Below are 12,347 nucleotides of genomic sequence, written 5' to 3'. Positions count from 1 at the left end.
ACGTGGCTATCCGATTTGATCACGGCATTTTCACAAGGCCTTCACTTTTCGACCTATAAGGTCAGGCCTACCTACTCCAGTGAATCACTTGGCCCGCCCTCTCCTCGCGGGCTTTTTTTTGCGTGCTGAAACCCTCGCTCACCGCGAAACTTATCGCCCAGCCCACAGGTCATTATCCCAACGCGCGCTCAGCCCCTGAACGCCGCTCTTGAAGGTCGCACCGTGGCCCGTCATTCAGACCTGCGCATCGCTTTATCCCTGGACAGCCTGAACTTCTTTCTCGCCGATGTGCGCGACGGTCTCGGACCGTACCTGGCGATCTATCTGTTGGCCGTCCATCGATGGGAGCCGGCCAGCATTGGCGTGGTCATGACCCTGGCAGGCATCGCTGCCTTGCTGACCCAAGGCCCAGCGGGTGCGCTGATCGACCGCACTCGCAGCAAACGCGCGGTGGTTGCCATTGCCGCGCTATTGGTGACGGGCAGTTGCCTGATGCTGCCCTTCGTCAGTTCATTTGGCTGGGTGGCGCTGACCCAAGCTGCCAGCGCCGTTGCTGCCTCTGTCTTTGCTCCGGCAATTTCCGCCATTTCGCTGGGGATCACCGGGCCGCGTGCCTTCACCCGGCGTACCGGGCGCAACGAGACTTTCAACCATGCCGGCAATGCCGTGGCCGCGTTGCTGGCCGGCGGGCTGGCCTACCTGTTCGGGCCGGTGGTGGTGTTCTACCTGATGGCGTTTATGGCCGTCGCCAGTGTCATTGCGGTCAGTTGCGTGCCGGCCAAGGCGATTGACCATGAGGTCGCCCGTGGTTTTGATCCGGCCCATCACACCGACCACGAACAGCCCTCGGGCCTGAAAGCATTGCTGGCCAACCAACCGCTGCTACTGTTTGCCATCTGCTGCGCACTGTTTCACCTGGCCAATGCCGCGATGCTGCCGCTGGTCAGCCAGAAACTGGCGCAGATCAATCTGCAGATGGCCACCCCGCTGACGTCAGCCTGCATTGTCGCCGCACAGTTGGTGATGGTGCCGATGGCCTGGCTGGTCGGGCTCAAGGCCGATATCTGGGGGCGCAAGCCGCTGTTGCTTGCAGGTTTCCTGATACTGCCGTTGCGTGGCGTGCTCTATACCTTATCCAGCGACCCCTACTGGCTGGTGGCCGTGCAGATGCTCGACGGTATCGGCGCCGGCATTTTCGGCGCCCTGTTCCCGGTGATCGTCAAGGACCTGACCCAAGGCGCCGGGCGCTTCAACGTCAGCCTGGGCGCCCTCTCCACCGTATTCGGCCTGGGCGCGGCACTCAGCAACAGCCTGGCCGGCTTCGTGGTGCAGCAGGCTGGCTACAACGCGGCCTTCCTGACGTTGGCAGCGGTTGCAGCCGCTGCCTTGATGCTGTTGTGGCTGGCTATGCCTGAGACATTGGCAAAACCATCCTTCGCTCGCCATACAACTGTCGCCTGACATATGCGACAATGCGCGCCAAATTCCAACACACATCCCCAATTTTGTGTTCAGCGACCGGGTTTCGCGCCTTGATGTCGCTGTTGACGCATGCCTGAAGGCACCTGCCGTCACGCTCGCAACCCATTGATAGGTAAAGTAATTGATCTCCACAGCTAACATCACCATGCAGTTCGGCGCCAAGCCGCTCTTCGAGAACGTCTCGGTCAAGTTCGGCGCCGGCAACCGCTATGGTCTGATCGGTGCCAACGGTTGCGGCAAGTCGACCTTCATGAAAATCCTCGGTGGCGACCTCGACCCGTCCGGCGGCCAGGTCATGCTGGAGCCGAATGTGCGCTTGGGTAAACTGCGCCAGGACCAGTTCGCCTACGAAGAATTCACCGTGCTCGACACCGTGATCATGGGCCACGAGGAGCTGTGGAAGGTCAAGGCCGAACGCGACCGCATCTACTCGCTGCCGGAAATGAGCGAAGAAGACGGCATGGCTGTGGCCGAGCTGGAAACCGAGTTCGCCGAGATGGACGGCTACACCGCCGAATCCCGCGCCGGCGAGCTGCTGCTGGGCCTGGGTATTCCCCTGGAACAGCATTTCGGCCCGATGAGCGAAGTGTCCCCAGGCTGGAAGCTGCGCGTACTGCTGGCCCAGGCGCTGTTCTCTGACCCGGAAGTGCTGTTGCTCGACGAACCGACCAACCACTTGGACATCAACACCATCCGCTGGCTGGAAAACATCCTGACCCAGCGCTCCAGCCTGATGATCATCATCTCTCACGACCGTCACTTCCTGAACAGCGTGTGCACCCACATGGCTGACCTGGACTACGGCGAGCTGCGCCTGTTCCCGGGCAACTACGACGAGTACATGACCGTGGCGACCCAGTCCCGCGAGCAGTTGCTGTCGGACAACGCCAAGAAGAAAGCGCAGATCTCCGAGCTGCAATCCTTCGTCAGCCGCTTCTCGGCCAACGCCTCGAAAGCCAAGCAGGCCACATCCCGTGCCAAGGCGATCGACAAGATCCAACTGGCTGAGGTCAAGCCTTCGAGCCGTGTGAGCCCGTTCATCCGTTTCGAGCAGAACAAAAAGCTGCATCGCCAGGCGGTCATGGTCGAAAAGATGGCCAAAGGTTTTGACGGCAAGCCGCTGTTCAAAGACTTCAGCTTCCAGGTTGAAGCCGGCGAGCGCGTGGCGATCATCGGCCCCAACGGTATCGGCAAGACCACCCTGCTGCGCACCTTGGTCAACGAGCTGACCCCGGACGCCGGTAGCATCAAGTGGACCGACGCCGCCGAACTGGGCTACTACGCCCAGGACCACGCCCACGACTTCGAAGACGACGTGAGCCTGTTCGACTGGATGGGCCAGTGGACCCAAGGCGAGCAAATGATTCGTGGCACCCTGGGCCGCATGTTGTTCTCCAACGACGAAATCCAGAAGTCGGTCAAAGTGATCTCCGGTGGTGAACAAGGTCGCATGCTGTTCGGCAAGCTGATCCTGCAAAAGCCCAACGTGCTGATCATGGACGAACCGACCAACCACTTGGACATGGAATCCATCGAGGCGCTGAACCTGGCGCTGGAGAACTACCCGGGCACGCTGATCTTCGTCAGCCACGACCGCGAGTTCGTATCGTCCCTGGCCACCCGCATCATCGAGTTGAGCCCAAGCGGCGTGATCGACTTCAGCGGCACCTATGACGACTACCTGCGTAGCCAGGGTGTGGTGTTTTAAGAGCAGCACTTAGCTGCAAGCTGCAAGAAAAAGCCCTGTCCCTGTGACGGGGCTTTTTGCATCCGCACTCTGCCAGGCGTTGATCCTGTGGGCGATGCATGACCCGTGTGGGAGCTGGCTTGCCTGCGATAGCGGTGGTTCAGTTAAAGATTCAGTGACTGACACACTGCCTTCGCGGGCAAGCCCGCTCACACACGGGATCTACTGCAGGCGTCCCTCGTTCCTACAGGGATGCAGGTTATGCCATGATGCATTCACCGCCCGCCAGCGATTGAGTATTCATGCCTGCCGCCCCCTCCTCCCTGTCGATCACCCGGCAAATCGTTTCCATCGTTTTCTACACCTTCATTGCCTTTATCTGCATCGGCCTGCCGATTGCGGTGATTCCAGGCTATGTGCACGAGCAACTGGGTTTCAGCGCCGTGGCGGCCGGGGTGACCATCGGTTCGCAGTACCTGGCCACGCTGCTCAGCCGCCCGATGGCAGGGCGGATGTCGGATAACGTCGGTACCAAACGCGCGATCGTGCTAGGCCTGGCCGGCATTCTGATCAGCGGTGTACTGACCTTTATCGCCACGCTGCTGGAAAGTCTGCCGAGCTTGAGCCTGGGTATTCTGATCGCCGGTCGCCTGTTACTCGGCGTGGCCCAGGGCCTGATTGGCGTGGGGACCATCAGTTGGTGCATGGGCGCGGTGGGCGCCGAGCACACCGCACGCTCGATTTCCTGGAATGGCATCGCCTCCTACGGCGCGATTGCGATTGGTGCGCCACTTGGCGTGGTGATGGTGGCTGATTACGGCTACACCAGCCTCGGTCTTGCCCTGGCGGTGTTGGCGGCGTTGGGACTGGTGCTGATCCGCAATAAACCGTCGGTGCCGGTGGTACGTGGCGAGCGGCTGCCGTTCTGGGCGGTGTTCGGGCGTATCGCACCGTTCGGCGCCAGCCTGTGCCTGGCTTCGATTGGCTACGGCACGTTGACGACTTTTATCACCCTGTATTACCTGAATCGTGGCTGGGCCGGTGCGGCGTATTGCCTGACGGTATTTGGTGTGTGCTTTATTCTCTCGCGCCTGGTGTTTATCTCAGCCATCAGCCGGTTTGGCGGGTTCACCGCCGCCATCGCCTGCATGATCATCGAAACCCTGGGCCTGACGCTGCTGTGGCTGGCACCGTCTACCAGCGTGGCCTTGATCGGCGCAGGGTTGACCGGTTTTGGTTTGTCACTGGTTTACCCGGCGCTCGGCGTGGAAGCTATCAAGCAAGTGCCGGACAGCAGCCGTGGCGCGGGGCTGAGTGCGTATGCGGTATTTTTCGACCTGGCCCTGGCGATCGCCGGGCCGTTGATGGGCGCCGTGGCGTTGAATCTTGGCTACGGCTGGATATTCTTCTGCGCCGCGTTGCTGTCGGTCAGCGCGCTCGCCCTGACCGTGCTGCTCAGGCGCCGCGCCTACTGATCAGCCGTCTGCAGGCCGGCACGCGTTGCCTCACCGAGGGTGCGACTGAAAAAGCGCCCGGCCTCGGAGACCATATCGCGGTGAATCCCTTCGCGGTCGACACCATCGGCATCGGTGCAGATGCCCGGCATTGTCGCCAGTTGATCACTGTCGCACGGGGCCATGAATACAAAGTGCCCTGCCCCGGCCAACAGCTTGAAGTCCGGCGGCTCTGGCAGTTTGCGCGCCAGGGCGGCGGCGTTTTTGTCCACTGCCACCAACTGGTCGCCATCGCCACTGTAGAGCAGCACTGGCACATGCACGTCCGCCAGGGTATGGCGGCCAAACATCAAGCTCAGCGGCGCCATCAGCATCAACGCATGGATGCGCGGGTCAGCCTGGGGTTGCAAGTCGTCGCGGTCAACCACCAACTCGCCCTTGGTGGTGCACGCGTCGCGGTCTTCAGGGCGTTCCTGACAGTAGCGGCGTAGACGTTCGAAATCCGGCTTGGCGCCCGCCAGGATCAATGCCGTTTCGCCACCGGCGGAATAACCGATGACGCCGATCTGATCGACATCAACAAAGGGCGACAGCATCGGATCGGCCAGGGTGGCGGTGATCGCCTGGGATATCTGGATCGGCCGGCCATACAGATTACTCACGGTGCCCAGGCGGCTGTGGTCCTTATAGTTGTCGCCGGGATGCAGGACCGCCACCACTACGAATCCCTTACGCACCAGTGACGTAGCCAGATCGTGCAGGGCCAGGGGCGTGCCGGTGTTGCCGTGGGACAGCATCAGCACCGGAAAACGGCCGATAGCAACCTTGGCATCTTCACTGGCCGCGACCTGATAGGCGCCCAGCGGCGTGGTGCGTTCGGTATCGGTGGAAGGGTAAAACGCGATGGCCTTCATCGGCTGCGAATCCAGCGGGTCGAGCACACTCATGCGATGAAACCCCACACTCCAATGGGGGTGCGGTGCCGGCGCGGCGTGCACTGAAACCAGGCCGCCCAACAGCGAAAGTACCAAAACAGCACAAAGACGCATCATGGGGACGTCCACCTTTGCTGCACAAGAACCGGCCTGTCGAATAAAAAGTCCAGGGCATCGAAGGGATGTGTGCATATCCTGGGCCACAACGAAAAAACTCCGTACTCCGCTCGCGTTCAGGCGATCAGAATACAGAGTTTAGGCGCTCGGTTTCAGAATGAAACCGAGGACAGGGCAAATTTACATAAGCCTTACGCAGCGGTGAACAGTTGCTCGTTGATGCGCACGTTGGCGTCGCTCATGGCTTTGCTGCGCACTTCATCACCGTAGGCCAGGCCTTCAGCGCGCACGATCTCGATGTCGGTGATGCCCAGGAAGCCGAACAGCAGCTTCAAGTAGCCTTCGTGGGCAGCGCCCGAGGCTTGGTCGGCATGCAGACCGCCGGCGGTGGAGACAATAATGACTTTTTTGTTGCCGCACAGGCCTTCAGGGCCGGCTTCGGAGTAACGGAAGGTCTGGCCGGCCACTGCGATGCGGTCGATCCAGGCTTTCAACTGGGTGGGAATGGTGAAGTTGTACATCGGCGCACCGACTACCACAGCATCGGCGGCGAGAAACTCAGCCAGCGACGATGCACTCAGTTCAGCCTCGTGCTTTTGCGCCGCATCGCGCAGTTCGGCAGCAGTGCCCAATGCGCCCAGGGTCGCGCCGGAGAAATGGTTGATGCTTTCGCTGGCGAGGTCGCGGTAGGTCACTTCCACACCTGGCTGAGCAGCTTGCCATGCCTTGACCACACCGGCGCTGAGCTGACGGGAGGCCGAGTTGTCGCCGAGGATGCTGGAATCGATGTGCAACAGTTTCATGATGGATCTCCGAGGTGGGATCGACAGTGGCGATCAGATGGTGGTGATGCTACGCATGAAACCAATGGTCGATAAGCCAGCTGAAATGCGATAGTTTGTCCCACTGACAGGACAATAGGCCCACCATGCAAGACCTCAACGACCTCTACTATTTCGCCAAAGTCGTCGAAGCCGGCGGTTTTGCTGCGGCTGGCCGGCTACTCGGCATTCCCAAATCCAGGCTTTCACGGCGCATTGCCGAACTGGAAGACCGCCTGGGTGCACGCTTGCTGCAACGCACCACCCGGCAACTGACGCTCACCGCCGTCGGCGAACGCTACCTGCGCCACTGCCAGGCCATGCTGCTTGAAGCGGAAATGGCCGACGAGGCCGTGGCCAGTATGTCCAGCGAACCACGGGGGCGCTTGCGGGTCAGTTGCCCGGTGGGCCTGGCCCAGCAGATCCTGCCGGAGCTGGTAGCCGGTTTTCTGGCCGCGCACCCGTTGGTGCAGTTGGACATGACCCTGGTGAATCGCCGCGTCGACCTGGTGGCCGAAGGCATTGATGTAGCGCTGCGCGTACGCGAACTGGGCGACGAAGACCCGTTGCTGGTCACCAAACGCCTGCGCCAGGCGCATACCGTGCTGGTGGCCAGCCCCGTTTTCATGCGTGAGCGGCGGGTCGAAACCCTGGAAGACCTCAAGCAGTTGCCAATCCTTGGCGCACTCGAGGCGGACCGAATGGTGCACCAACGCATCATCGACCCCCAGGGCAACATGCACGAGCTAGTGATGGAGGCGCGCCTGGGCATCGAAGACTTTATCGTGCGCAAGGCCAGCGCAATGATGGGTGTGGGCTTTACGGTGCTGCCAATGATGTACTGCGAAGAAGAACTGGCTAATGGCCGCCTGGTGCAATTGCTACCGGAGTGGTCATTGCCAGGCGGCTGGCTGCAGGCGGTCTACCCGCACCGGCGCGGCGTGCTGCCGGCCATCCGGGCCTGGATCGACTATCTGGAAGAAGGCTTCAAAGGCTGTGGAGATCGGCTGTTATGAGCATGACGGAAGAACAAGTCGCACGTTTCTGCCTGAGCCTGCCAGGCGCACGGGAAGACTATAAATGGGGTGGCGTGCGGGTGTTCTCGATTGCTGGCAACAAGATGTTCGCCTTGCAGAACCTGCGCGGTGAGTCGCTGGCCTTCAAGGTCGACAAAGAACTGTTCCTGGGTCACGTCGACCGCCCGGGCATTCACCCTGCGCCTTACCTGGCGAGGGCGCAGTGGGTCATCATGAACACGCCCTACCCTTTGGGCGCAGAGGAACTGCGTGGCTTGTTGCAGCGCTCCCACCAGTTGGTGGTGAGCAAGCTGCCCAAGCGCACGCAGATTGGCTTGCGGCTAGAGGATTGACAGCAAGGTGCCGCCGAGGAACAGCTGGTCCAGCCAGAACACCTGGTGCAACAGCACAATCACCCAGAACAACACTTGGTAAGACACCTTGCGCGTCTTGTGCCGGAACACCTGCTGGGCGATCAACGCCCCCGGCCAACCGCCCGCCAGCTCCACCGCATGCAGGATGTTTTCCGGGGTGCGCCAGCCTTCGGTCTGCGCCTTGCGCTTATCGCTCCAGTACAAGAAGAACGCCACCACGCTGACCACGCCATAGGCCATCAACGGGATCACCGTTTCGCCGCGATACCACAGCAACGCCGAGCCCAGCAGCGGCGCGGCACACAGCAGTACAAAGATCAGCGCCTTCAGGCGTGGGTGCTGGATAGTCATGGCTTGACCGCAGTCCAGTCGATCCAGCCGAACTGCCAGGTCGCCAGGATCACCAGGCCGAAGGCAATCCGGTACCAGGCAAACGCCGCGTAGCTGTGGCTGGCGATGAACTTGAGCAGTGCCTTGACCGCAATCATGGCGAAGATGAACGAGGTGACAAAGCCAATGGCGAACACCGGCAGGTCCGCGGGCTGAAACAGGTCACGGTATTTATAGCCCGAGTACACCGCCGCACCGACCATGGTCGGCATCGCCAGGAAGAACGAGAACTCGGTAGCTGTCTTGCGCGACAGGCCAAACAACAGGCCGCCGATGATCGTCGCACCAGAACGCGAAGTGCCGGGGATCATGGCCAGGCACTGGGCCAGGCCGACCTTGAGGGCGTCTTTCCAGGTGATGTCGTCGACGGTTTCAGCCCGCACTGCATGTTGGCGGCGCTCGGCCCACAACATGATCACGCCACCCACTACCAGGGCAGTCGCTACAGTGATCGGGTTAAACAGGTAGTGCTTGATCAGGTCGGCAAAAATCACCCCCAGTACCACCGCCGGTAGCACGGCGATGATCAGGTTGACGGTAAAGCGTCGGGCTTGGGGCTGGGTCGGCAGGCCGATGACCACGTCAAAGATCTTGCGCCGAAACTCCCAGACTACCGCCAGGATCGCGCCGAGCTGGATGATGATATTGAAGGCTTCGAAACGCTCGCCGCCAAAATTGATCAGGTCGGCGACGATGATCTGGTGGCCAGTGCTGGAGATCGGCAAGAACTCCGTAAGCCCCTCGACGATGCCGAGAATCAATGCCTGTATGGCGGTCCAAAAATCCATGCTGTCTCCAAAGGTCATGCGCGTGGCATGCCTCTTAGTCTTTTTTAAGTTCACTGACGACGAGCGCACACAAGCGCCCGCGGTTGATTCTCAACGCCGGTCTGCAAAAAATCCGTGAAAAATCAGGCAGTACTCAGGTTTTTCGATTCCGGGCCGAAAGCCTATCAGACACGCCGGAAATCTCGAAGCAGCACCACAATTATAAAGAGCAGGGAGTGACAGGACGATGAACAGTTTGCGCAGCATGTCGATCAGCCGCCGCCTTTGGCTGATCCTGATAGTCGCCGTGTTGATGCTGCTGGCCTTGGGGCTGTTGATGCTCAACCAGATCCACGGCGACCTCTACCAGGCCAAGCGCCAGCAGACCCAGCATGTGGTACAGACCGCCAGTGGCGTACTCAGCTATTACCAGAACCTGGAGAAAACCGGCGTACTGACCCGTGACGCCGCGCAACAACAGGCCCTGAGCGCGGTGCGCGGCCTGCGTTATGACCACGATGATTACTTCTGGATCAACGACCTCACCCCCGTGATGATCATGCACGCGGCCAACCCCAAGCTCGACGGCCAGAACCTCTCGGCGATTCGCGACCCGGACGGTTTCGCCGTGTTCAACGAATTCGTGAGCCTGGCCAAGGCCAAGGGTGCCGGCATCGTCAACTACCGCTGGCCGAAGCCCGGCGCCGAAGCACCGGTAGAGAAAACCTCGTACATCCAACTGTTCGAACCCTGGGGCTGGATTATCGGCTCCGGCGTCTACGTCGACGATGTACAGGCTGAATTCAGGGGCCAGGTATGGAAAGCCTCGGCCATTGGCCTGGGCATTGCGTTGATGATGGCCGTGCTGGTGGTGTTGATCGCTCGCAGCATCGTGCAGCCGTTGCAGGCGGCGGTGAATGCCATGGGCAATATCGCCAGCGGCGAAAGCGACCTGACCCACAGCCTCGACACCCACGGTCGTGACGAACTGACCGCACTGGCCCAGCACTTCAATAGCTTCACCGCCAAGCTGCGCCAGGTTGTCGGCCAGTTGCAGGTGTGCGCGAACGCCCTGGGCCAGTCGTCCACCGAGCTGGGCCACAACGCCAGCCAGGCCCATGACCGCAGCCAGCAGCAGTCGCAGCAGATGGAACTGGTGGCCACCGCCATCAACGAGGTCACCTACGGCGTGCAGGACGTGGCCAAGAATGCCGAACACGCCGCCAGCGAAATGCGCGATGCCCAGGCCCAGGCACAACAGGGCCAGGTCAACATCGACGGCAGCTTGCAGCAGATCGACCAGCTCTCCACCACCATCAGCCAGGCTGTGGAGGTGATCCGCACTCTTTCCAGCGAAAGTACGCAGATCGGCGGGGTACTGGAGGTGATCCGCTCCATCGCCGACCAGACCAACCTGCTCGCCCTCAACGCCGCCATCGAAGCCGCCCGCGCCGGGGAGCAAGGCCGTGGGTTTGCGGTGGTCGCCGATGAGGTGCGGCTGCTGGCCCAGCGCACGCAGAAATCCACCGCCGAGATCCAGGTAATGATCGAGCGCCTGCAAGGTCACTCGGAAGCGGCGGTCAAGGTCATCAGCGACAGCCACAGCGCCTCGCAACTGACCATCGAGCAAGCCGGCCAAGCCGGTGCCAGCCTCTCCGCCATCGGCCAGGCACTGCACAACCTCAACGGCCTGAACGCCTCGATTGCCAGCGCCACCCTGCAGCAGGCCCATGTGGTGGAAGACATCAACCAGAACGTCACCCAAGCGGCCGGGCTGTCCCACAGCACAGCGCTGGCGGCGGAGCAATCGAGCGTGGCGAGTGCGCAGTTGCGTGGTTTGAGTGAGCAGCTTGATGGGTTGCTGCGCCAATTCCGAATCTAGCGCTGATTAGCCTTTTGTAGGAGCGAGCTTGCTCGCGAAAAACCCATAGGCACCGCGGTTATTCAGACAATACGCGGTAACCTTGACGATCTTCGCGAGCAAGCTCGCTCCTAAAGAGGGCAATGACGCATTGCCGTGTTTGAGGATTGGTGAGCTCTGGGTACAATCACCGCCCTCTCCCACTCTCCCAAGGATCCGCCATGTCCGGGCTTGAACTGTTCGCCGCCGCCCTGGGGGTGATCGCTGTCTGGCTGACGGTCAAACAAAACCCCTGGTGCTGGCCCATCGGCCTGGTGATGGTGTTGCTCTACACCTGGGTGTTTTTCGAGGTCAAGCTCTACTCGGACATGCTGCTGCAAGTGGTCTACGCGGCGCTGCAAGTTTACGGTTGGTGGCAGTGGACCCGCGCTGGCGACGTCAAGCAAGGCCGCCAGGTCACCAGCCTGAAAGCGCCGGCAATCATGGCCAGCCTGGCTGTGGGCGCCGTCGGCAGTCTGCTGCTGGGCGCCGCCATGGCCCACTGGACTGACGCCGCCCAGCCCTGGCTCGACGCCGCCCTCACCGGTTTCAGCCTGGTGGCGCAGATGTGGATGGCGCAAAAACGCGTACAGTGCTGGCCGTTGTGGATTGTGGTGGATGTGATCTTCGTCGGCCTGTTCCTCTACAAAGGCCTCTACCTCACCGCGGCGCTCTACGCCCTGTTTACCGCGATTGCCGTGCAAGGCTGGCGCGAGTGGCGCGCCGACCCGGCGTTGCGCGCATGAAAGTGGTGGTATTGGCGGGCCCCGAATCCAGCGGCAAGAGCTGGCTGGCGGCGCAGTTGCACGCGCACTTTGGTGGGTTGATGGTGGGGGAATATGTGCGGTACTTCATCGATCAGCATCAGCGCGACACCACCCTGGCGGATATCCCGGCCATTGCCCAGGGCCAGTTGGCCTGGGAGGATGCCGCCCGCGCCAAACGCCCCGCCTTGCTGATTCTCGACACCCACCTGCTGACCAACAAGCTCTGGAGCCAGACCCTGTTCGGCGACTATCCCGGCTGGCTTGATGACGAACTTCTGGCGCGGCATTACGACCTGCACCTGCTGCTCTCACCCGAGGATGTGGAATGGAGTGCCGACGGTCAGCGCTGCCAGCCGGAACTGGCGGATCGCCGGGCGTTTTTTCAGGCCAGCCTGGAGTGGATGCAGGAGCATCGACAGCCACTGGTAGTGATTGGCGGAGATTGGGAACAAAGGCGCCAGGCGGCATTTGCTGCGGTCACCCAGCTGCTCAAGCCCTGACACTCTTCCCTGTGGGAGATTCTATGGTTGAGGGGCAACCCTCAACCAACTTTTGGTTGATATTCGCTTTGCCCTTTCAGCAGAGCGAACACCACCCGAGCAAGCTTGCGGGCCAGTATTACCAACGCCTGTGTGGT

General features: G+C 61.2%; 12 protein-coding genes. 8 read left to right on the top strand and 4 right to left on the bottom strand.

Features of this window, described 5'->3' with window-relative positions:
• The first annotated feature begins 222 nt into the window (after positions 1–222).
• The 3 genes from JJD66_RS27230 (at position 223) to JJD66_RS27220 (ending at position 4,644) form a co-directional block, all read left to right on the top strand.
• Complete coding sequence (locus JJD66_RS27230) at positions 223–1,461, top strand: MFS transporter (RefSeq protein WP_200649462.1); 1,239 nt, start codon at positions 223–225, stop codon at positions 1,459–1,461.
• 142 nt (positions 1,462–1,603) lie between these two features.
• On the top strand, positions 1,604–3,190 hold the full coding sequence (locus JJD66_RS27225) for an ABC-F family ATPase (protein ID WP_003191057.1): 1,587 nt from the start codon (positions 1,604–1,606) through the stop codon (positions 3,188–3,190).
• 281 nt (positions 3,191–3,471) lie between these two features.
• Positions 3,472–4,644 (top strand): MFS transporter, encoded by a 1,173-nt coding sequence (locus tag JJD66_RS27220; RefSeq protein WP_200649461.1) that lies wholly within the window; start codon positions 3,472–3,474, stop codon positions 4,642–4,644.
• Here the strand turns inward: JJD66_RS27220 and JJD66_RS27215 are convergent.
• Positions 4,638–5,675 carry an alpha/beta hydrolase family protein gene (locus JJD66_RS27215; protein ID WP_200649460.1) on the bottom strand — a complete coding sequence of 346 codons (1,038 nt, stop codon included), beginning with the start codon at positions 5,673–5,675 and terminating at the stop codon, positions 4,638–4,640. The two genes, JJD66_RS27220 and JJD66_RS27215, sit on opposite strands and share 7 nt — an antisense overlap.
• Positions 5,676–5,866: 191 nt before the next feature.
• A complete protein-coding gene (locus tag JJD66_RS27210; protein ID WP_200649459.1) occupies positions 5,867–6,478 on the bottom strand; it encodes an FMN-dependent NADH-azoreductase in 612 nt (203 codons plus the stop codon).
• Positions 6,479–6,603: 125 nt separating this feature from the next.
• On the opposite strand from JJD66_RS27210, the gene JJD66_RS27205 reads away from it, so the two are divergent.
• On the top strand, positions 6,604–7,512 hold the full coding sequence (locus tag JJD66_RS27205) for a LysR substrate-binding domain-containing protein (protein WP_105226753.1): 909 nt from the start codon (positions 6,604–6,606) through the stop codon (positions 7,510–7,512).
• Complete coding sequence (locus JJD66_RS27200) at positions 7,509–7,865, top strand: MmcQ/YjbR family DNA-binding protein (RefSeq protein ID WP_034127343.1); 357 nt, start codon at positions 7,509–7,511, stop codon at positions 7,863–7,865. Before JJD66_RS27205 ends, JJD66_RS27200 begins: the two co-directional genes overlap by 4 nt.
• Here the strand turns inward: JJD66_RS27200 and JJD66_RS27195 are convergent.
• A complete protein-coding gene (locus JJD66_RS27195) occupies positions 7,854–8,237 on the bottom strand; it encodes a DUF1294 domain-containing protein (protein WP_034127342.1) in 384 nt (127 codons plus the stop codon). The two genes, JJD66_RS27200 and JJD66_RS27195, sit on opposite strands and share 12 nt — an antisense overlap.
• Positions 8,234–9,064, bottom strand: coding sequence for an undecaprenyl-diphosphate phosphatase (locus JJD66_RS27190; protein ID WP_034127341.1), 831 nt, complete (start codon positions 9,062–9,064; stop codon positions 8,234–8,236). The genes JJD66_RS27195 and JJD66_RS27190 overlap by 4 nt, the downstream gene beginning before the upstream one ends.
• A 226-nt stretch (positions 9,065–9,290) precedes the next feature.
• Here JJD66_RS27190 and JJD66_RS27185 point away from each other — a divergent pair, with 226 nt between their 5' ends.
• From JJD66_RS27185 to JJD66_RS27175, 3 genes are all read left to right on the top strand, one after another.
• Positions 9,291–10,925, top strand: a complete 1,635-nt coding sequence (locus tag JJD66_RS27185) for a methyl-accepting chemotaxis protein (RefSeq protein ID WP_200649458.1) — start codon at positions 9,291–9,293, stop codon at positions 10,923–10,925.
• Positions 10,926–11,125: 200 nt separating this feature from the next.
• Positions 11,126–11,689, top strand: a complete 564-nt coding sequence (gene pnuC / locus JJD66_RS27180; RefSeq protein ID WP_200649457.1) for a nicotinamide riboside transporter PnuC — start codon at positions 11,126–11,128, stop codon at positions 11,687–11,689.
• Positions 11,686–12,210 (top strand): AAA family ATPase, encoded by a 525-nt coding sequence (locus JJD66_RS27175; RefSeq protein WP_200649456.1) that lies wholly within the window; start codon positions 11,686–11,688, stop codon positions 12,208–12,210. The genes pnuC and JJD66_RS27175 overlap by 4 nt, the downstream gene beginning before the upstream one ends.
• Positions 12,211–12,347 lie beyond the last annotated feature (137 nt).

The organism is Pseudomonas sp. MF6751 (genome assembly GCF_016613265.1).
Taxonomy (GTDB): Bacteria; Pseudomonadota; Gammaproteobacteria; order Pseudomonadales; family Pseudomonadaceae; genus Aquipseudomonas; species Aquipseudomonas fluorescens_BV.
This window is presented reverse-complemented; position numbering and strand designations above follow the sequence as displayed.